The sequence below is a fragment of the Campylobacter sp. BCW_6461 genome, from assembly GCF_001762735.1.
In the GTDB taxonomy this organism is placed as follows: Bacteria; Campylobacterota; Campylobacteria; order Campylobacterales; family Campylobacteraceae; genus Campylobacter_D; species Campylobacter_D jejuni.
The window spans coordinates 1-21,812 of record NZ_MJXJ01000023.1 but is presented as its reverse complement, the minus strand read 5'-3'; the positions used below and the strand labels follow the sequence as shown (position 1 = coordinate 21,812).

General features: G+C 33.1%; 15 protein-coding genes, 2 tRNA genes, 3 rRNA genes and 2 pseudogenes. 20 read left to right on the top strand and 2 right to left on the bottom strand.

Annotation, left to right across the window (positions count from 1 at the left end; genetic code table 11):
* Positions 1-9: 9 nt before the first annotated feature.
* On the bottom strand, positions 10-993 hold the full coding sequence (gene corA / locus AJ882_RS05155) for a magnesium/cobalt transporter CorA (RefSeq protein WP_002873011.1): 984 nt from the start codon (positions 991-993) through the stop codon (positions 10-12).
* A 116-nt stretch (positions 994-1,109) separates the two neighbouring features.
* Here corA and AJ882_RS05150 point away from each other — a divergent pair, with 116 nt between their 5' ends.
* From AJ882_RS05150 to AJ882_RS05120, 7 genes are read left to right on the top strand one after another with little or no spacing between them, the layout of a single operon-like run.
* Positions 1,110-2,156, top strand: a complete 1,047-nt coding sequence (locus AJ882_RS05150; protein ID WP_002776559.1) for an ABC transporter substrate-binding protein — start codon at positions 1,110-1,112, stop codon at positions 2,154-2,156.
* Positions 2,157-2,166: 10 nt separating this feature from the next.
* A complete protein-coding gene (locus AJ882_RS05145; RefSeq protein WP_002867841.1) occupies positions 2,167-3,492 on the top strand; it encodes an esterase-like activity of phytase family protein in 1,326 nt (441 codons plus the stop codon).
* Positions 3,489-4,298: an alkaline phosphatase family protein gene (locus AJ882_RS05140; protein WP_079254350.1), complete on the top strand. Its 810-nt coding sequence runs from the start codon at positions 3,489-3,491 to the stop codon at positions 4,296-4,298. The genes AJ882_RS05145 and AJ882_RS05140 overlap by 4 nt, the downstream gene beginning before the upstream one ends.
* Entirely contained in the window at positions 4,295-5,134 is an 840-nt protein-coding gene (locus AJ882_RS05135; protein ID WP_002784190.1) for an ABC transporter permease, read from the top strand. Before AJ882_RS05140 ends, AJ882_RS05135 begins: the two co-directional genes overlap by 4 nt.
* A gap of 1 nt (position 5,135) precedes the next feature.
* The gene (locus AJ882_RS05130; RefSeq protein ID WP_011049767.1) at positions 5,136-5,915 is read left to right on the top strand and encodes an ABC transporter permease; all 780 of its coding nucleotides are present in this window, start codon (positions 5,136-5,138) and stop codon (positions 5,913-5,915) included.
* Between the two features lie 3 nt (positions 5,916-5,918).
* Complete coding sequence (locus tag AJ882_RS05125) at positions 5,919-6,908, top strand: ABC transporter ATP-binding protein (RefSeq protein ID WP_002776579.1); 990 nt, start codon at positions 5,919-5,921, stop codon at positions 6,906-6,908.
* Positions 6,905-7,543 carry an HAD family hydrolase gene (locus AJ882_RS05120; RefSeq protein WP_002781807.1) on the top strand — a complete coding sequence of 213 codons (639 nt, stop codon included), beginning with the start codon at positions 6,905-6,907 and terminating at the stop codon, positions 7,541-7,543. The genes AJ882_RS05125 and AJ882_RS05120 overlap by 4 nt, the downstream gene beginning before the upstream one ends.
* Positions 7,544-7,566: 23 nt before the next feature.
* On the opposite strand, the gene AJ882_RS05115 is transcribed toward AJ882_RS05120, so the two are convergent.
* The gene (locus AJ882_RS05115; protein ID WP_002854837.1) at positions 7,567-8,322 is read right to left on the bottom strand and encodes a basic amino acid ABC transporter substrate-binding protein; all 756 of its coding nucleotides are present in this window, start codon (positions 8,320-8,322) and stop codon (positions 7,567-7,569) included.
* A gap of 332 nt (positions 8,323-8,654) precedes the next feature.
* Here AJ882_RS05115 and AJ882_RS05110 point away from each other — a divergent pair, with 332 nt between their 5' ends.
* The 13 genes and pseudogenes from AJ882_RS05110 (at position 8,655) to rrf (ending at position 21,806) form a co-directional block, all read left to right on the top strand.
* Positions 8,655-9,377 (top strand): hypothetical protein, encoded by a 723-nt coding sequence (locus tag AJ882_RS05110; RefSeq protein ID WP_070279682.1) that lies wholly within the window; start codon positions 8,655-8,657, stop codon positions 9,375-9,377.
* Positions 9,307-11,220: pseudogene (locus AJ882_RS05105) on the top strand (hypothetical protein). Before AJ882_RS05110 ends, AJ882_RS05105 begins: the two are co-directional and overlap by 71 nt.
* An 11-nt stretch (positions 11,221-11,231) precedes the next feature.
* On the top strand, positions 11,232-11,651 hold the full coding sequence (locus tag AJ882_RS05100) for a filamentous hemagglutinin N-terminal domain-containing protein (RefSeq protein WP_002867989.1): 420 nt from the start codon (positions 11,232-11,234) through the stop codon (positions 11,649-11,651).
* A 1,178-nt stretch (positions 11,652-12,829) separates the two neighbouring features.
* Positions 12,830-13,754, top strand: a pseudogene (locus AJ882_RS05090) (hypothetical protein); the annotation flags it as partial.
* A 422-nt stretch (positions 13,755-14,176) separates the two neighbouring features.
* Positions 14,177-14,374, top strand: a complete 198-nt coding sequence (locus AJ882_RS09600; RefSeq protein WP_223209782.1) for a POTRA domain-containing protein — start codon at positions 14,177-14,179, stop codon at positions 14,372-14,374.
* Positions 14,346-14,588: a hypothetical protein gene (locus AJ882_RS09595; RefSeq protein ID WP_011049773.1), complete on the top strand. Its 243-nt coding sequence runs from the start codon at positions 14,346-14,348 to the stop codon at positions 14,586-14,588. The genes AJ882_RS09600 and AJ882_RS09595 overlap by 29 nt, the downstream gene beginning before the upstream one ends.
* A 251-nt stretch (positions 14,589-14,839) precedes the next feature.
* Entirely contained in the window at positions 14,840-15,061 is a 222-nt protein-coding gene (locus tag AJ882_RS09590; RefSeq protein WP_011049774.1) for a hypothetical protein, read from the top strand.
* A gap of 250 nt (positions 15,062-15,311) precedes the next feature.
* Entirely contained in the window at positions 15,312-15,566 is a 255-nt protein-coding gene (locus tag AJ882_RS09585) for a hypothetical protein (protein WP_002867991.1), read from the top strand.
* Between the two features lie 502 nt (positions 15,567-16,068).
* Positions 16,069-17,581, top strand: a 16S ribosomal RNA gene (locus tag AJ882_RS05080).
* A gap of 102 nt (positions 17,582-17,683) precedes the next feature.
* A tRNA-Ala gene (locus AJ882_RS05075) sits at positions 17,684-17,759 on the top strand.
* 8 nt (positions 17,760-17,767) lie between these two features.
* Positions 17,768-17,844, top strand: a tRNA-Ile gene (locus AJ882_RS05070).
* A 533-nt stretch (positions 17,845-18,377) separates the two neighbouring features.
* Positions 18,378-21,433: ribosomal RNA gene (locus AJ882_RS05065) — 23S ribosomal RNA — on the top strand.
* Between the two features lie 256 nt (positions 21,434-21,689).
* Positions 21,690-21,806: ribosomal RNA gene (gene rrf / locus AJ882_RS05060) — 5S ribosomal RNA — on the top strand.
* The 16S, 23S and 5S rRNA genes sit together here with 2 tRNA genes alongside, the layout of an rRNA operon.
* The last annotated feature ends 6 nt before the right edge of the window (positions 21,807-21,812 follow it).

Sequence of the window (21,812 nt, the reverse complement as noted above, 5' to 3'; positions counted from 1 at the left end):
AATAAATTTTTATAACCATCCTTTTTTCTTGAAAACAACCAAAGGTAAAATGATAGAAATTACCATCACGCCAAGCACTATGGGATAAGCATAGTGAAGTTCAAGTTCGGGCATGAATTTAAAATTCATACCATAAACAGTTCCTATTAAAGTAGGTGGCATCATGGCAACAGTTGCAACGGTGAAAATTTTAATGATTTTGTTTTGTTCTATGTTGATTTGGCTGGCTAAAATGGTTTGGATATTATCTAAGATATTAAGTTGCGAAACACTAAATTCAACCAAAGAATTTAAGTCTTTTAAAACTATAGTGAGATTTTGTTTTATGTCTTTATCGATTTTATCGCTTTTTAGCAAAGAAGTCATAGCGCGACGCTTATCAAATAAAGAATCTCTTACGCGCATATTAAGCTCTTGCAAACTTGAAATATCCTTTAGCATTTCATCATAACTATATTCATCTTTTTTTTCTAAAACACTTGTTCTTAAGCGTCTTGCTTCTTTATCTATCCATTCTAGTAAATCCGCATCTTTTTCAACGCGCACTTCAAACATTTTATCAATAATATCAAAACCATCTTCAAAATTCTTTGGACTAGCTAAAATCCTTGCTTGAATTTCTTCAAAAGTGCTAAATTCGTTATATCTTATAGTAAATAAGATATTTTTAGCGGTAGCAAAAGTAACAATTTCTGTGCGAAGCTTGATTAAATTCCTATCCTCTTCATCATTTTTAAGATCTCTTACTAAAAAATGAGCATTGATGGTTATTGTCGCATTATCTTCCCAATATTTTGCGCTAAGCTCTATTTCTTCCCTTTCTTCTTTTGTAGGAAACTCAAGATTAAATTCACTTGATATAAAAGCAATTTCTGCTGCACTTGGATGAAGTAAATCAATCCATAAAATATTTTGTGGTAGTTCTTGACTATCGAGATTAAAATTGATTCTTTGAACTAAAGCATTTTGAGTTTTGATATAAATATAAAGCATGATCGCTCCTTGTTTATGACTTTAAAATTATAACCTTGTTTGCTTAAAAATTAACTTGTTTCTAAAATGTTTCTAAAACTCATTAAATTTTCAAAATATTTTTTGAAAGGAAAAAAATGAGTAAGAAATTTTTCTTAAGTTTAGGTCTTGTTGCCTTATTGTTTTCAAATTCACAAGCTATTGATGAGAATTTGATTAAAGCTGCGCAAGCAGAAGGTAGGGTAAATTCTTTAGCTATGCCTGATACTTGGGCAAATTGGAAGGATACTTGGGCAGATCTTAAAAATCTTTATGGCATAGAACATAGCGATACAGATATGAGTTCAGCTCAAGAAATTGCTAAATTTAAAGCCGAAAAGAAAAATGCAAGCGGTGATATAGGGGATGTAGGAGCTTCTTTTGGAGAGATAGCGGTTAAACAAGGAGTAGCTCAGCCTTTTAAGACAAGCTACTGGGATCAAATTCCAACTTGGGCTAAAGATAAAGATGGAAATTGGCTTTTAGCTTATACAGGAACCATAGCTTTTATAGTCAATAAAGATGTAGTAAAAGATATACCTAAAACTTGGCAAGATTTGCTTAAGGGAAATTATAAAATTACCGTGGGTGATGTAAGCGTAGCAGCTCAAGCTGTGAGTGCAGTTTTAGCAGCTAATTATGCCTTAGGTGGGGATGAAAAAGATTTAAGTCCTGCTTTAGCTTTTTTTAATACTTTAGCCAAACAAGGAAGACTTGTAAATAATGATGTAAGTATAGCCAATCTTGAAAAAGGTGAAGTTGAAGTGGGTTTAGTTTGGGATTTTAATGGTTTAGGCTATAGAGATAAAGTGGGCAAAGATCGTTATGAAGTTTTAATCCCTGCTGATGGTAGTGTTATTTCGGGTTATACAACTATTATCAATAAATACGCAAAACATCCAAATGCGGCTAAATTAGCTCGTGAGTTTATACTTTCTGATAAAGGACAAATCAATCTAGCAAAAGGTTATGCAAGGCCAATAAGAATTGATCATATTACCTTGCCAGATGATATAAAAGCCAAACTTTTACCAAGTGAGCAATACAAAAATGCAAGAGCAATCAAAGATCAAAAAGCTTGGGAAAAAAGCGCTAAAGAACTACCACAACTTTGGCAAGAAAAAGTTATAGTGGATATGAAATAAAGGAGATTGGATGAAAAAGGTTATTTTAACAAGTGCTATGCTTTGCAGTGTTTTATTTGGAGTTCAAGAGTATGAGGCCAATTTAGCAGGGCATATTATCATAGATTCTAAAAGTACAGTAAAACCTCCTAAGGATGCTCCTGATTTTTTTAAAACTTATGGGAAATTTGCAAATATCACTAGAGAAGAAAAAATTGGAACTTTTAAATCTAAGGGAAACAGGGAAACAGATTTTTATTTACCTTTTAAAAATCAACCTATACAAGGACATAGTGGGATAAAATATATTCCAAAAAAAGATGTTTTTTGGGTAATTAGCGATAATGGCTTGGGTAAAAAGTATAATTCTTATGATTCTATGCTTTATGCTCACGAGTTTAAATTTGATTTTAAAAACTCAAAATACGAACTTTTAAAAACAGTTTTTTTTAAAGATAGTGATAAAAAATGCCCCTATCCTATAACCACCGAAACAACTAAAGAAAGGTATTTAAGTGGGGCTGATTTTGATACTGAGAGTATACAGGTTATCAATGATGAATTTTATATAGGTGATGAATTTGGTCCTTATTTGCTTCATTTTGATAAGAATGGGAATTTGAAAGAAGTTTTTGATGTGTATGTGGAGGGTAAAAAACTTATTTCTCCTGATAATCCAAGTTTAAAATTTAGCGATAAGCCTGATGGAGAAAATGAGAAATTTAATATCAAGCGTTCTAAAGGCTTTGAAGCTATGGCAAGCTCTAAAGATGGTTCTAAACTTTATTTGCTTTTAGAAGGAAGCATTTATAATAACAACGCTTATGAGAATGAAAAAGGTAAAGAATATCTAAGAATCATAGAATTTGATGTAAAAAATAAAAAATTCACTGGAAAAACTTATAAATATTTCTTAGAAGATAAAAGCCATTCCATAGGTGATTTTAATATGATAGATGATAAATACGGCATCATCATAGAAAGAGATCAAAAAGAAGGCACTAAAGATAAGGCTTGCAAAGAAGGTGAAGATACTAAGCATTGTTTTAATAATGTAGCTCAATTCAAAAGAATTTATAAGGTTAAATTAGATGATAAAACTCATGAAGCTCAAAAAATTTCTTATATAGATCTTTTAAATATTAAGGATAGAAATAAAATTTCTAAAAAGCCTTTGGTAAATGATAAATTTGTTTTTCCTTTTGAAACCATAGAAGGTGTGGATATAGTAGATGACTCTCATATAGTTGTAGAAAATGACAATAACTTTCCTTATTCTTCAAGTAGAGAACCTAATAAAACTGATGATAATGAATTTATTTTACTTGAAGTAAAAGATTTTTTAAAGAGTAAATGATGTCCAAAGTTATTTTAGTTGTGCTTGATGGCTTAAATTGTAAAAGCGCTAGTATAAATATGGGATATTTAAATGCACTTTGCAAAGAGAATTTAGGCAAATTTTATTCTTTAGAATGCGAACTTCCTAGTATGTCTCGTCCTTTATACGAGTGCTTATTAACAGGCGTAAAGCCTGTTTTAAGTGAGATAATTAATAATAAATTGAGTTTTTCAAAACAAACAAGCATTTTTGACCTTTGCAAAGAACAAGGCTTAAAAGCTGGAGGCGCAGCTTATCATTGGGTTTTTGAGCTTTATAATAAAAAAGAATTTATTCCTTCTTTACATCGCCACATAGAAGATGAAAATTTAACTTTGCCTTATGGACATTTTTATTATGAAGATGATTATTTAGATTCTCATTTATTTGCAGATGGGGAGCATTTAAGAAACAAATATAATCTAGATTTTACTCTTATACATTCTATGAATATAGATGATGCAGGACATAAATTTGGCTCACACTCTATTGAGTATGCTAATAAAACCAAAAAAGTTGATGTTTTGATTTCTGAGTATTTGCCTACTTGGTTAGAACAAGGTATTAATGTAATCATCACAAGCGATCATGGTATGACAGAGGGTAAAAGTCATGGAGGCTTAAGTGAAGATGAAATTTTAGTGCCTTTTTTCACTTTTGGTAGTGCTTTTTCGTATGAAAATGCCAAGATAAAACAGGATGAAATTTGTGGCAGTATCTGTGAAATTTTAGGACTTAAACACGATAAGAGATATAATGATGAAATTTTAAAGGCCAAAAAATGAAAGAAAAATTTCTAGCCTTTTTAAGTATTTTACCTTTTTTTATAGTTTTTACTTTTTTTATGATAGCACCTTTGATTTGGATTGTTTTTAATGCTTTTTATGTAGAAGAGGATGAAATTTATTCTTTAGCCAATTTTATACATATTTTTGAGTCCAAATTCTATCTACAAAGCATTATAAATTCTTTACAAATCAGTTTTATTTCTAGTATTTTTGGACTTTTAATAGGGCTTTTGGCGAGCTATTCTTTATTTGTTTTAGCTCCATCAAAAATATGTAAATTTCTTTTTTCTTTAAATACCATGATAAGTAATTTTTCAGGAGTTCCTTTAGCTTTTGCTTTCATTATAGTTCTTGGAAGCAATGGTGTAGTTAATGTGTTTTTGAAGAATTTAGGTATAGAGCCTTTTGTTAGTGTTTATGCTAATTTCGGGGTAAATATTGTTTATGTGTATTTTCAAATTCCTTTGGCGATCTTGCTTTTGCTTCCAGCTTTTAAAAGTCTTGAAAATTCACATTTAAATGCTTGTAAAATGTTAGGTGGAGGCAATTTTTTATATTGGTTAAAAATAGCTTTGCCTTTGCTCGCTCCTGCTTTGTTTGGTGTTTTTGTGATTTTATTTGCCAATGCTTTTGGAGCTTATGCGACTATTTATGCTTTAAGTTCGGGAAATTTTAATGTCGCTCCTGTAAGAATCGCTGCTTTAATCGCAGGCGATATCAATCTTGATCCTTATATGGCTAGTGCTTTAAGTATCATTATAACTATTATCATGCTTGTTGTTACCTTTATAGCCAATTTCCTTTCTAAAAAATATAATTTTAAGGTGCTTTAAAATGAATGAAAATTTGAGTTTAAAAGCTAAAATTTATCATTATGCAGTTTTGTTTTTGGTTTTTTTGTTTTTAGCTTTGCCTTTAATGGCTACTTTTTTATATTCTATTTCCACTTCTTGGGGTGTAAGTGTTTTGCCTGATGATCTTACGCTTAAATGGTATCAAGAACTTTTTCATGACGAAAGATTTTTACTTGCTCTTTGGCATTCTTTGCTTGTTTGTGTGGGCAGTATTTTACTTTCTGTGATTCTTGTTTTTCCTTTGGTTTTTGTGCTAAATTATTATTTTTTAAAATTAAAAGCCTTTGTAAATATACTTATTATCATGCCTTTTGCTGTACCTCCTATAGTTAGCTGTGTGGGGCTTTTGCAACTTTATGCTGACAATATAGGAGGCACAGCTTGGATGCTCATTTTTACTTATTTTACTATAGCTTTGCCTTTTATATATAGGGCTTTAGATAATGCTATGTCTAATGTCAATTTAAATGAACTCATCGCATCTAATGCTATGCTTGGAGGTTCTTTAATGGGAGCGATTTTTAAGCTTGTCTTGCCTAATTTAAGAAATGGAATTTTGGTGGCAGTTTTTTTAAGTTTTTCTTTTTTAATAGGCGAATTTTTATACGCAAATATTCTTGTAGGAAGTGCTTATGAGACTTTGCAAGTTTATCTTTATAATATCAAAAATCAAAGTGGGCATTATTCTAGTGCTTTGGTAATAGTTTATTTTGTGTTAATTTTTATAACAACTTTTATAGCTAGTTTGATTAAGGAGTAAAAAATGGCTTATTTAAAGATTAAAAATTTTAAAAAAGCTTATGGGGATAAAATTATTTTTGAAGATATTAATTTTAGTGCTAAAAAGGGTGAGTTTATAACCCTTTTGGGCCCAAGTGGCTGTGGAAAATCCACTCTTTTAAGGTGTATAGCAGGGCTTAGCCAAATTAATGGAGGAAAAATTTCTTTAAATGATAAAGATCTTACTAAATTAAGTCCTCAAAAAAGAAATATAGGTATGGTTTTTCAAAATTACGCTCTTTTTCCAAATCTTAACGTTTTTGAAAATGTAGCTTTTGGTTTAAAGATCAAAAAAATGGATAAAAAGGACATAGAAAAAAGAGTGAAAAAAATGTTAAAACTCGTCGAGCTTGAAGAATACGCTAAAACTTATCCACATAAGCTTTCAGGCGGACAAATGCAAAGAGTGGCTTTAGCAAGATCTTTGGTGACTAAACCTGATTTACTTTTGCTTGATGAGCCTTTATCGGCACTTGATGCTAAAATTCGTAAGCATTTAAGGGTGCAAATTAAAGAAATTCAAAAAGAACTTGAACTCACCACTATTTTTGTAACGCACGATCAAGAAGAAGCTTTAGAGTTATCCGATAGGATTATTTTAATGAATGAGGGTAAAATCATACAAAATTCCAACGCAAACAATCTTTATCTTTTGCCAGAATCTCATTTTGTGGCTAGCTTTATAGGAAATTACAATATTTTAAGCCCTAAAGAGCTTGATAGCTTGGGTTTAAAACACGATTTTAAAAAAGATATAGCCTTGCGTCCTGAAACCATAGAAATTTCTAACGAAGGCTTAGAGGCTAAGATCAAAGAAAAATCATTGCTAGGTAATATCATACGCTATAGGGTTAGAGTGCAAGAAATTGAATTTAAGGTAGATACTTTAAATTTTAGCACTCATAGTACTTATGAAGCAGGTGATAAAATCGCTTTAAAATTCAATCTTTCTTTAGCAAAAGAGTTAAAATGAAGCTTGTTTTATTTGATTTAGATGATACTTTAATACAAGGCGATAGTGCTAAACTTTGGCTTAAATTTTGTGTTGAAAAAGGTTTTTTACCTCAAGAATATTTAGAAAAAATCGTTTTTTATCAAAAACAATATCAAGAAAAAAAGCTTGATATGGATGAATTTATGACTTTTTTTCTTCAAAGTGTTAAGGGTAAAAATGAAGATAGAATTTCATCTTTAGTAGATGAATTTATAAAAATTTATATAAAACCTTATGAAAAAGCTAAAGAACTTATAATCAAATATCAAGATCAAAGGTGTATTATAATTTCAGCTACGGCTGAATTTTTAGTTAGAAAAATCGCCTCTTTTTTGGGAGTGAGAGAAAGCATAGCCATAAAATGTGAGCGTGTGGGTGATAAATTTAGCGGAAAAGCTTACGGGATTTATAGCTTTAAGGAAGGCAAGGTTTTAAGACTTAAGGAATATTTGGGTAAAGATTATGAAAAATGGATGAAAGATTCTTATTTTTTTAGTGATTCTATCAATGATTTACCTTTACTAGAGTCTGTTAGCAAAGCCTTTGTATGTAATGGCGATGAAAAAATTTTAAAAATTGCAAAAGAGAGAAAATATGAAATTTTAACTTTTTAAGCTATAAGCGTGAAAATTCACGCTTATTCTAATTCATATTTTTTAATTAAAGTATCATAAAATCCATCAGTTTTTGCTTCATCTATGCCTTTGTTAAATATTTCAATAATATCTTTTTGTTTATTTTTATCAAAAGCAAAACTAAAGCCTTCTCCTCCATCTGTTTCTTGGTAGAAACTTACCAATTCTGGATTTTCAGCTAAAAAACCTTTAGCAGTATCTTGATCAGCTACAATAGCATCGATTTTGTTGTTTTTTAGTGCTAAAACAGCTATGTTTAAATCTTTATTGCTTTGTACTTGTGCATTTTTGATAGCTTTTGCAGTATTTTCTTGTAAAGTTCCTAATTGAACTCCTATTTTTTTGCCTTCTAAATCATTTTTTGTTTGAAGAGAGTCGTTGTTTTTTAGCTTAAGATAAAGATTTTTACTCATATAGTAAGGTTTGGTAAAATCAACACTTTGTCTTCTTTCATCAGTTGCGCTCATAGCTGAGGCAATCATATCGATTTTGCCAGCTTTTAAAGCAGGAATCAATCCATCGAAATTGGTTTCAACCCAAACAATTTTAATACCATTTTTTTTGGCAATCTCTTCAACCAAATCAGTATCAAAACCTGTAAGTTTTGAGTTTTCTTTATAATTAAAAGGTTTATAATTTGGAGCAGTTCCAACCTTTAATTCTACACTTGCATTTGATTCTTTATTTTTAGAATCACTACAAGCACCTAAAAATAAACCAACTAAAGCAACTAGAGCAATGCTTAATATTTTTTTCATTTTTTTCCTTTGATATAAAATGTTTTAAAATTATACTTATTTTAAATTTATATTTAATTAAGTCTGGATCAATTTTTAGAAAAGTTATATTAATGTTGTGCTTTTAGATAATATTTAAATAATTATAAAAGTATTTTTTTAATATTTAAAATAAAATTTTATTTAAGAATATATTAATATAAAATTTGTTAAATTTTCATTAAATTTAAATATTGAAAAATAAAATATCAAATTAATATTTTATTTTATAATTAACTCAGGACATACGGGATAGTGTTGCAAATAATCAATTTGCGATAAATCAAAAGGATTTTATTTTAGTGAGAAATGAGATGAAAAAATATTTTAATATTTTTAAAATTTTTATAAATAAGACAAATGCAAAATTTGGCTTGGGCGTTTGTAGTGTGGTTTTATCTTCTTCGGTTTGTTTTGCGGCGGTTCAGGCTACAAGCAAGGATGGAAAAATTTTTTATATTTCTGAACATTCTTTTAAGGATAATCAAGTTTATGATCCTCAAGCAGAAATTTTTAAAAAAATTAATGGAAAAAATTTCTATGCTTCTAAGTCAAAATACCCTATATCAAATTTAACTATGATTTATAATAACCCTAAATCTGGAAATAAAAATTTATCCAAGCTTGAAATTTTAACTCCGGATACTTCAAAAGAAGAGATCATAACAGCTTTTAGCACTTTAGGAACCGTATCTTCAGATACTCAAGCCGTTCCTAGTTCTTTTATACCTTTTATTGTAACAGCTTATGCTCAAAATACAAATGCAACAAATAATAAACTTATATTAGAAAATGGAGAATTATCTTCTGTGTATTTTTGCAAACCAAGCATAGGGGATTGTGGAGTGCCTAATAATTCTCAAAAAGGTGATCGTTTTAAGTATTTAATTACTGCGGCGTTTACTGACAGGCGGGGGGGGGAATTTAACAATCAAACCATTTTAAAAGAAAACTCCTATATCAATAATGGGTGTAGAAAATATCTACACCTTGCCCTTAAATGGAGCTCCTTATATTTCAGGATCTGTAGCTTTTGATGGTGAAGCTAAAGACAATAAATTAATCTTAGAGTCAAATACAAAAATTGACCTTCATAATTCCCAGTATTTTTCAGATGAAGAAGGTAAGGGTATTTATGATGAAAGAATTACTCGTTTAATGGGAGCTTTTGGCATAAATTCTAATTTACAAAACAATAAAGTTCTTATCGATTCAGCCAATATCGTCCCTCATGGGCCAGATGGTGAGTATACAGCTCGTTCGACCTTTGAAATTTTAGGTGCTTTAGCTGATGTAAATAATCTTAAAAAATACAATGTAAGTAAAAATTCCGTAATAATTAAAAATTTAAATTTAGATTTAATGGTGAATTCGCAAAATAAAATAACTTTTTATGATGCTGTTTTATTTGGAGAAATTTATGGTGGAAGAACATTACAGGGTAATGCAGAGAAAAATTCTATAGAAGTTTATCATTTTAACTCATTAGATCATCTTAATAAAAACATTAAAACACATGCATCGTTAAACCTCTATGGTGTGTATTCTAATGATGGTGAAGCTAATGGAAATAAAATTGTATTTCGCCTTAAAAAACCTTTAAAAATCAGTGATAATTTTTATGGAAAAAATTATCACAATCTTTACGGAGGTTTTGCTACGGAGGGTGCGAATTTTAATGTTATTGATATACAAAATGATTTAACCTATGAAAAAGTTCCACAAAATTATTCTGATAAATTTACCGTATATGTGGCAAGAACTTTAAGTGGAAAAGCAAATAATAACACCTTAAGTATAAAAGATTCTGTTATTTCATTGCCTTTATATGCTTTTATTACAAGTGAAATTACGCTAGATGGTATAGACTATATCGCTGATGAATCAAACAATAATGAAGTAAATTTTGAAAATATTAAATCATCTAAAAATTTAAGTTTGATGATCAATGCTAAAAATGTTTCAAATAATAAAATAAATTATAATCTCATTCAGAGTCTAATCGAAGCGAGTTCTTTAGGAAAGGGTTTAAAAATTATTTTAAAAGCAGCTCAAAATGCAAATAACAACCTTATAAAGCTTAAAGATTGTTCTTCTGGAAAGTTCGTGCATCATAAAAGCAGATAAAGAAAGTGCTTTTAATAAAATCATCATCAACAACACAGTTTTTAGTACTGCCTCAGATAAAAGACAAGGTTATGCGGAGTTGATAGCTGGAGTGTCTGCAAATTCTCATGATAATATCATGGAATTTGTTAATTTAAATATAGATGAGTATAAAAATCAAGATGCTATATTTTTAGCTCCATCTGGAAGATATTTCAAATTTTAAATCTTATAACAATACTTTATATTTAGGCGGAGAGTTAAATTTCTTTAAAGATGTAAATATCGATTTGCTTTCTGGTTCTGTTTTTCATGAAGTAAATAAAAAAGGCAAAATAATCACTCAAATTCTACCGCATCAAGAAGATTTTTCTAAAAATAATCGTTTGATTATAGATACTCAAGATGTCAAATCAGAAGTGGTAAATAACTTTGAAAATTTTACTTATTTTACCAAATAAAATAAAAAATCCTATCTTGACTATAGAAAAACTTATCAATCTTCCTGCAAATGGAAGTATGGAAATTTTTACTAAAAATAAACCAACAAAAGGAAAATATATTCTCATACAAAGTGATGTTGGAATTTATGATGGTGACAATGGATTGTTAAATCAACAAGAATTAGAAAATTTGTTAGAAAAAATGAAAAATAATAAAAATAAATTTAATTACAACAAGATAGAAAAGTTGGCTAAAAGTACATTGAAAAATGCAAATTTTAGCTTTGAAGTTTCAGATGATGCAAAAATAATTTATATCAACATACTTTAAAGGAGAGTAACATGAAAAAGATGAGTAAACATATAGTTTTATCATTTGCGGTGGGTTCTTTGCTCTTTTCTCAAGCTTATGCTGTACCACGAGGAGGTAAATTTACTCATGGTGCAAGTGGGACTATCCACACCTCTGGAAATACTGTAATGATTACAGGAAAAGGACAAAATCATGTTATCCAATGGGGTGGTGGTTTTAATATAGCTCAGGGGGAAAGTGTAAATTTTACAACTTCTGGTAAAAACTACCTAAACATTGTTTATCACAAAGATGCTTCTAAAATAGATGGAGCTTTAAATGGCGGGAATAACAATATCTTTTTAGTTAATCCTATGGGAGTTTTGATTGGTCAAACAGGAACTATTACTGCGGGAAAATTTGTAGCTAGTACGACGCCTTTAAATGATGAGAATGTTAAAACTTTTTAAAGCAAGGAGCTAGTTTTTCTCCAGCATTTGATGTAAGCAAGCAAGGAAATATTATAAATCTTGGAAAGATTAATGCAGATAATATTGTTTTAATAGGAAATAAGGTTGAAATCAATAAAGGAAAAATTACTTTGGATGTATTAAAACTTGAAGGTAATAAAGTTTATGTTGATGCTGGAGTGGTAAAAGATACAAAAAATATCGTAGCCAAAGCAGAGCAAGAAGTTATCATTCAACAAAGCATAACAAGTTTTGAAGAAGATGGAGCTTTATTGGGTAATTCTAGTAGTAAATTTAGTTTTGATGATAGTAGTAAAGTTAAAAACTGGACTAAATATGGAAGTATTGCGGATGCAACAGAATGGAATAAATTTGCTGATTTTTGGAATGTAAATAAAGAAAAATTTAGAACAGCTTTTGATCATTTTCGTTTGATTGATGATATTGATTTTAGTGGCGTGAAAACATACATAGTAGGTGATAATACAAGCAATGCTTTTGCTAAATCTTTCGATGGTTCTGGTTATGCTTTAAAAAATGTTAATATTAATTCATCAAATCAATATGTAGGAATTTTTGGAGTTGTTCAAAATAGCTATATAAGAAACCTTAATATTCAAGGATTGAAAATTGCTTCAACTGGTTATGATGCTTATGTTGGAGGTATAGTAGGGCAAAATATTGCAAACAGTTATACGGGTTTTGAAAATGTGACTGTTAATGATCTCGTTATTAATACAGCTGTAAATACTAAAGTTGGCGGAATAATAGGCTGGGGAAATGGTAGTGGAGGGAATAACACTATCAATTTTACAAATGTTGCTATTAATAATATAAGTATAGTAGCAAAAAAAGGTTCTTATGTGGGTGGCATAGGCAGACAAATTGATGGTGGTAATTTTAATAATGTTGTGGTTAATGACATAGAAAAACTTATAACTTCTGGGAATGATAGTAAAACAGGAGGATTTACTGGAAAAGTTGGAAATTTAAAGATTAATAATGCTTACTTATTTTATAAAAATGGAGCAATTTTGAGTGCTGGAAACTATAAAACACAAGCTGGAAAAGTTATTGGTGATCCTGGAATTAGTGTAAATAATAATTTTAGTAATATTTATGTTTATCATAATTTAGAAAATGGTTACATTGATGAAGGACAGAATTTTTTTAAGTCTGTGCAATATAATAATGAAGTAACAGGAAAAAAGATTTTGATAGCGCTGTAAGAAAGAAATTTAACGATATAAAATATCTTGATAATAATTCTTATGCTTTTGCTGATTCTTTTACCAAGGTAACAGATGCTGTGAAATTATCCAAAGACGACTTTGACCCTAAATTGCTTCAAAGAATTTTAGATGATTTGATGAATGGAAAATACACTTATGATTTTGATACCAAAACTTGGACTTACGCAGATAGCAAGGGTGTGGCAGGGGAAAATGAAGCCAGTGAGATCACTCAAAGTTTAAATTTCTTAAATGCATTTAAAGATACTGGAGTAGAACAAGAATTTTTAAAGTTATGGCAAGGTTCGCAAGAACAAAGTTATAAAAATTATACCAATCTTTATGAAAAATGGACGCAAAAGAAAACTGCTATGGATAAAATCAAAACCGGCAAAGGTTGTTTCGCTAGTTTTAAAGAAGAATTATAAAAATACCAAGAAGCCTTAGCTCAACTTGACAAAGAAAATAAAAACTATGAAAAATCAAAGAATCAGGCTTAGTTAGCGATGAAACGCTTAGAGTTATGTATGCAAAACTTTTAGAACAAAAAGAAGCTCTTGAAAAGCAGTTTGCGGATCTTAGTGGAAATGAAGGATTTCACTATAAGCTTGAAAATGAGATTCTAAATTCTCAAGGTTTTGCTATAAATGGAAGCGATGTAGATGGTAAAGTGTACACTGGAAAATATAATTTTGAAGGAAAATTAGCCTCATTGCCAGAAAAATCAAATATATCTATCTATGAGCCAGATAAACAAAAAAAAGAGGGAGGGGGTGAAGATCCAGACAAACCTTCTGTATTGCCGCCTGAAATTCCTGAAAAGGTTGTAGAAGCTCCTATAAAAATTCAAACTAAAGTAGACACAAAAAAAGAAGATGATGATCAAGTGGACATAGGAGAAGTAGATGCTAGAAGTAGTGGTTTGCGTTGTATTGTAAGTGATAATTTTAAGACAATGAACATTTGTGTAAATGCAAAATAGGAAATAAAAATGAGAAAAATTTTAGTTGTTTTAATCTTATTGTAAGTATTTTCACATGCTGAAGAGCTAAATAATAATAAAATAAGAGAGCTTATAGAAAGCTCTTCTGAAGCAAATGGACCACAAAATAAAAATTAAAAAATACATTAAAAAATCAAAAAAGCCCTGTAAATTTTAAAGAGCAAAATACTACAAATATTGCAAATTTACAAACTGATCAAAATGAAGCTAAGGTTTTTGTAAGAGAGTATGTTTTGCATATCGATAATAAAGATTTGACATTTAAAAAATTAAGAATTAGCGAAAAATAAATTCAAGATGCAATAGCTGAATATCGCAACCAAGAATTAAGCTTACAAAATTTAAAAGATATAACAAACATTATAGTTTATTATTGTCAATTAAGTGGCCATCCTTCGGCAACTGCTTATATACCACCGCAAGATTTAAGTTCTAACAAAGTGCAAATTAACATAGTTTTTGGAACTTTTAGGAAAAGTAATTATTAAAAACAACTCAGGTGTCAGAGATTATGCTTTAGAGAGTAAATTGAACAAAAATCTTAAAGGGAAAGTTATCACAACTAAAAATGTGGAAAATGAAATTTATAAAATCAATGAAATATACGGAATCCAAACCAATGCTAATTTACAATCAGGTGATGGTTGTGGAGAAAGCGATGTTATTATAGAAGTAAACAAAGGTGAGATAGTGCAACTTTAACTTTATATTCTAACAACTATGGGGCTAAAGAAACAGGTCGTTTTAGAGCAGGAATGAGTCAAAGTTTAAACAATATAGCAAGATAAGGGGATAACTTAAATTTTTATCTTCAAGATAGTGATGAAAATCAAACAGATTATGGGATTAATTATAGTACTTTTATAGGGAATTTAAAAATTACTCCATTTGCAACTCAAGGACATTATGTTCCTGGCAGAATTTATAGAAATCTTAGTTTTTATAGGGACTCTATGAATGTTGGAGTAAATTTTTCTTATCCTGTGTTTTTATATACTGAGTATTCTTTATATCTTGTTTCGGGTTTTACTCATAAAAAGATTAAAGATTATTATCTTGATGGTTTAGTAAGCAATGAAAAAGCGAGAAATAGTGTAAATTTGGGCATAGAAAGAACTTATAGAGGTTTGGAGAATAATGTCCTAAGTTATACTTTAAATTTTTATATATGGTAATGTTGAAAATGATGGTGATTTTTCTGGATTTAATGAAGTAAATTTAGGAAATTTTGGAAAAATGAATTTAAATTTAAGCAACAAATATCAATTCTAAGAACGCTTAACTCACATTTTTCAACTTAATTATCAAAAAGTTATCAGCGATGCTGTTTTAGATAGTAGTGAATCCGTATCTTTAGGTAGACCTTGTGGTGTATGTGTTTGTTTAGAAGGTGAGGGAAGTGCGGATAATGTTGTTTCTGGCGCCTTGGGAATAAGATTTCAAACACCTTTAGAAGGGCTTTACTCGACTCCTTTTTATGATATAGGGTATTCTTGGTATGAAAATAAAGAATATCAAAGTGAAAATCATTATCTTATGGATGCAATGGGTATACAAATACTCTATACAAGAAGTGCTAATTTTTATGTAAAAATGGATGCTGCAAGAGCTGTTCATCGGTTTAAACACGATGGAGAACATCGAGCAAGAGTTTATGCAAGCCTAGAAAAATACTTTTAACTTTGGGGTGATTGGAAAATCCCCCCCCCCATTTTTAAACCCACCAAATACTTATATAAATACTTACACAAATATTTATACTATTTAATCCTTTGTTTAATCCCCTTTTAAGTTTAATTGGTTATACTTTCATTTCCTTTTTTTGAAAAAAGGACTTAAAATCTTTTAAATTATAAAGTTTCACTAGCTTAGTAGATTTTATAAATTAACTCTTTTGGTTTTTGTCTTATAAACTAAAAGCTTTTTTATAAATCTTGTTTTTTAATTTAAAAACTTTTCTTTTAAAAATGATTTTTTGTTTTGTTCTTTTAACTTAGTATTGTTATTCAAATCTTATTAGTCAATCTTTGAAATCTAAATAAGTGATCGATTGAGCCAGAAAGATTTAGGCATAAGTAATTATGTAAAATCTATTCAATCTAATAATTAAAAAGATTAAAAGTTTTTCTTTTAATCTTTCATAACTTTTTCTTTGAAGAAAAAGATTAAACTATCTATAATTTTTATGGAGAGTTTGATCCTGGCTCAGAGTGAACGCTGGCGGCGTGCCTAATACATGCAAGTCGAACGATGAAGCTTCTAGCTTGCTAGAAGTGGATTAGTGGCGCACGGGTGAGTAAGGTATAGTTAATCTGCCCTACACAAGAGGACAACAGTTGGAAACGACTGCTAATACTCTATACTCCTGCTTAACACAAGTTGAGTAGGGAAAGTTTTTCGGTGTAGGATGAGACTATATAGTATCAGCTAGTTGGTAAGGTAATGGCTTACCAAGGCTATGACGCTTAACTGGTCTGAGAGGATGATCAGTCACACTGGAACTGAGACACGGTCCAGACTCCTACGGGAGGCAGCAGTAGGGAATATTGCGCAATGGGGGAAACCCTGACGCAGCAACGCCGCGTGGAGGATGACACTTTTCGGAGCGTAAACTCCTTTTCTTAGGGAAGAATTCTGACGGTACCTAAGGAATAAGCACCGGCTAACTCCGTGCCAGCAGCCGCGGTAATACGGAGGGTGCAAGCGTTACTCGGAATCACTGGGCGTAAAGGGCGCGTAGGCGGATTATCAAGTCTCTTGTGAAATCTAATGGCTTAACCATTAAACTGCTTGGGAAACTGATAGTCTAGAGTGAGGGAGAGGCAGATGGAATTGGTGGTGTAGGGGTAAAATCCGTAGATATCACCAAGAATACCCATTGCGAAGGCGATCTGCTGGAACTCAACTGACGCTAAGGCGCGAAAGCGTGGGGAGCAAACAGGATTAGATACCCTGGTAGTCCACGCCCTAAACGATGTACACTAGTTGTTGGGGTGCTAGTCATCTCAGTAATGCAGCTAACGCATTAAGTGTACCGCCTGGGGAGTACGGTCGCAAGATTAAAACTCAAAGGAATAGACGGGGACCCGCACAAGCGGTGGAGCATGTGGTTTAATTCGAAGATACGCGAAGAACCTTACCTGGGCTTGATATCCTAAGAACCTTTTAGAGATAAGAGGGTGCTAGCTTGCTAGAACTTAGAGACAGGTGCTGCACGGCTGTCGTCAGCTCGTGTCGTGAGATGTTGGGTTAAGTCCCGCAACGAGCGCAACCCACGTATTTAGTTGCTAACGGTTCGGCCGAGCACTCTAAATAGACTGCCTTCGTAAGGAGGAGGAAGGTGTGGACGACGTCAAGTCATCATGGCCCTTATGCCCAGGGCGACACACGTGCTACAATGGCATATACAATGAGACGCAATACCGCGAGGTGGAGCAAATCTATAAAATATGTCCCAGTTCGGATTGTTCTCTGCAACTCGAGAGCATGAAGCCGGAATCGCTAGTAATCGTAGATCAGCCATGCTACGGTGAATACGTTCCCGGGTCTTGTACTCACCGCCCGTCACACCATGGGAGTTGATTTCACTCGAAGCCGGAATACTAAACTAGTTACCGTCCACAGTGGAATCAGCGACTGGGGTGAAGTCGTAACAAGGTAACCGTAGGAGAACCTGCGGTTGGATCACCTCCTTTCTAGAGTACAAAGTAATAAGTCTCACAACTATTACTTCAATATATAAACTCAATTGATTCTTGTTTAGATTTCAAAGATTGATGATAAAGCTAATTGTTTATGGGGAATTAGCTCAGCTGGGAGAGCGCCTGCTTTGCACGCAGGAGGTCAGCGGTTCGATCCCGCTATTCTCCACCATTTATTAAGGGCCTATAGCTCAGCTGGTTAGAGTGCACCCCTGATAAGGGTGAGGTCACAAGTTCAAGTCTTGTTAGGCCCACCATAAAAAAGATTTGAATAAAGAAGCTTTAAAATCTAAAGCAAGTATATAAAATAGATTAAATATAAAATATAAACTCTATACTTAGATTTATTTTTATCTTTAACTATAAAAGAATATACTTTAATAGATATAAGTAGCATATACATTATGCATTTATATTTATAATGATTATGTTAATATATATACTTCCTTTAGGTTTTAAACCTAAATGTTCTTTTAATTATCATTGTTAAGAGTCACAAGCAAGTTTTAATAAAAACAATTTTACAGGACTTGTTAAAGGATAAAACCTATTTATCTTTTCTTTAGTTTAACTTAACTTTTAGCTGTCTTCTCTTCTATGAATAAAGAGAATATTAGATTTAAGGATTATAAATTAAAGACAAGTTTCAAACTCACAGCTTAGTTGAGACTAAATCATTTAGTTTTATATTAAGTGTTTGAATGCTTTCCGTCTTAAGATAAAGAAGTCTTATCATAAAAACTTTAACAAGGAAGTGATGCGTTTTAGAATCAATAATAAAAGGTAAAAAAGGTAAGCTACTAAGAGCGAATGGTGGATGCCTTGACTGGTAAAGGCGATGAAGGACGTACTAGACTGCGATAAGCTACGGGGAGCTGTCAAGAAGCTTTGATCCGTAGATTTCCGAATGGGGCAACCCAATGTATAGAGATATACATTACCTATATAGGAGCGAACGAGGGGAATTGAAACATCTTAGTACCCTCAGGAAAAGAAATCAATAGAGATTGCGTCAGTAGCGGCGAGCGAAAGCGCAAGAGGGCAAACCCAGTGCTTGCACTGGGGGTTGTAGGACTGCAATGTGCAAGAGGTAAGTTTAGCAGAACATTCTGGAAAGTATAACCATAGAGGGTGATAGTCCCGTATGCGAAAAACAAACCTTAGCTAGCAGTATCCTGAGTAGGGCGGGACACGAGGAATCCTGTCTGAATCCGGGTCGACCACGATCCAACCCTAAATACTAATACCAGATCGATAGTGCACAAGTACCGTGAGGGAAAGGTGAAAAGAACTGAGGTGATCAGAGTGAAATAGAACCTGAAACCATTTGCTTACAATCATTCAGAGCCCTATGTAGCAATACAGGGTGATGGACTGCCTTTTGCATAATGAGCCTGCGAGTTGTGGTGTCTGGCAAGGTTAAGCAAACGCGAAGCCGTAGCGAAAGCGAGTCTGAATAGGGCGCTTAGTCAGATGCTGCAGACCCGAAACGAAGTGATCTATCCATGAGCAAGTTGAAGCTAGTGTAAGAACTAGTGGAGGACTGAACCCATAGGCGTTGAAAAGCCCCGGGATGACTTGTGGATAGGGGTGAAAGGCCAATCAAACTTCGTGATAGCTGGTTCTCTCCGAAATATATTTAGGTATAGCGTTGTGTCGTAATATAAGGGGGTAGAGCACTGAATGGGCTAGGGCATACACCAATGTACCAAACCCTATCAAACTCCGAATACCTTATATGTAATCACAGCAGTCAGGCGGCGAGTGATAAAATCCGTCGTCAAGAGGGAAACAACCCAGACTACCAGCTAAGGTCCCTAAATCTTACTTAAGTGGAAAACGATGTGAAGTTACTTAAACAACCAGGAGGTTGGCTTAGAAGCAGCCATCCTTTAAAGAAAGCGTAATAGCTCACTGGTCTAGTGATTTTGCGCGGAAAATATAACGGGGCTAAAGTAAGTACCGAAGCTGTAGACTTGCACACAACTTAGATTATTTAAGTTTAGAATATGAGAAACTAAGTTATATGTTTAGTTATATTTTTACTGATTTTTATAGAGTAAAGATAGAAATAAAACTTAGTAAAATCAGTAAAAATATTCTTAGACTAAAGTTAAGTAGTTTAAGTTGTGTGCAAGTGGTAGGAGAGCGTTCTATTTGCGTCGAAGGTATACCGGTAAGGAGTGCTGGAGCGAATAGAAGTGAGCATGCAGGCATGAGTAGCGATAATTAATGTGAGAATCATTAACGCCGTAAACCCAAGGTTTCCTACGCGATGCTCGTCATCGTAGGGTTAGTCGGGTCCTAAGTCGAGTCCGAAAGGGGTAGACGATGGCAAATTGGTTAATATTCCAATACCAACATTAGTGTGCGATGGAAGGACGCTTAGGGCTAAGGGGGCTAGCGGATGGAAGTGCTAGTCTAAGGTCGTAGGAGGTTATACAGGCAAATCCGTATAACAATACTCCGAGAACTGAAAGGCTTTTTGAAGTCTTCGGATGGATAGAAGAACCCCTGATGCCGTCGAGCCAAGAAAAGTTTCTAAGTTTAGCTAATGTTGCCCGTACCGTAAACCGACACAGGTGGGTGGGATGAGTATTCTAAGGCGCGTGGAAGAACTCTCTTTAAGGAACTCTGCAAAATAGCACCGTATCTTCGGTATAAGGTGTGGTTAGCTTTGTATTAGGATTTACTCCGAAAGCAAGGAAACTTACAACAAAGAGTCCCTCCCGACTGTTTACCAAAAACACAGCACTCTGCTAACTCGTAAGAGGATGTATAGGGTGTGACGCCTGCCCGGTGCTCGAAGGTTAATTGATGGGGTTAGCATTAGCGAAGCTCTTGATCGAAGCCCGAGTAAACGGCGGCCGTAACTATAACGGTCCTAAGGTAGCGAAATTCCTTGTCGGTTAAATACCGACCTGCATGAATGGCGTAACGAGATGGGAGCTGTCTCAAAGAGGGATCCAGTGAAATTGTAGTGGAGGTGAAAATTCCTCCTACCCGCGGCAAGACGGAAAGACCCCGTGGACCTTTACTACAGCTTGACACTGCTACTTGGATAAGAATGTGCAGGATAGGTGGGAGGCTTTGAGTATATGACGCCAGTTGTATATGAGCCATTGTTGAGATACCACTCTTTCTTATTTGGGTAGCTAACCAGCTTGAGTTATCCTCAAGTGGGACAATGTCTGGTGGGTAGTTTGACTGGGGCGGTCGCCTCCCAAATAATAACGGAGGCTTACAAAGGTTGGCTCAGAACGGTTGGAAATCGTTCGTAGAGTATAAAGGTATAAGCCAGCTTAACTGCAAGACATACAAGTCAAGCAGAGACGAAAGTCGGTCTTAGTGATCCGGTGGTTCTGTGTGGAAGGGCCATCGCTCAAAGGATAAAAGGTACCCCGGGGATAACAGGCTGATCTCCCCCAAGAGCTCACATCGACGGGGAGGTTTGGCACCTCGATGTCGGCTCATCGCATCCTGGGGCTGGAGCAGGTCCCAAGGGTATGGCTGTTCGCCATTTAAAGCGGTACGCGAGCTGGGTTCAGAACGTCGTGAGACAGTTCGGTCCCTATCTGCCGTGGGCGTAAGAAGATTGAAGAGATTTGACCCTAGTACGAGAGGACCGGGTTGAACAAACCACTGGTGTAGCTGTTGTTCTGCCAAGAGCATCGCAGCGTAGCTAAGTTTGGAAAGGATAAACGCTGAAAGCATCTAAGCGTGAAGCCAACTCTAAGATGAATCTTCTCTAAGCTCTCTAGAAGACTACTAGTTTGATAGGCTGGGTGTGTAATGGATGAAAGTCCTTTAGCTGACCAGTACTAATAGAGCGTTTGGCTTATCTTTAATAAAGCATCACTTCCTTGTTAAGGTTTTTAAGAAGACTTTGAATATAGATAATATTTAGAGTTTAATAGAAATCTTTCAAGTAGAGTTTGTATTAGAACTTGCTCTTAACATTGTTTTTTAAGTATTCTATATAAAAACTTATCAAAGATAAAAGATAAGAAAAGAAGAAAGAGAATAAAGAAAAAAGTAAAGAAATAAAAGATTAAGCTTTATTTTTTAAATTCAATCTTTCAAAGAATATTTAAATAACAATGTCCGTGATTATACAGATGTGGAAACGCCTTGCTCCATCCCGAACCAAGAAGCTAAGCACATCGTGGGTGATGATACTACGCCTTACTGGCAGGGGGAAAGTAGCTCATTGCGGACTTGTTAA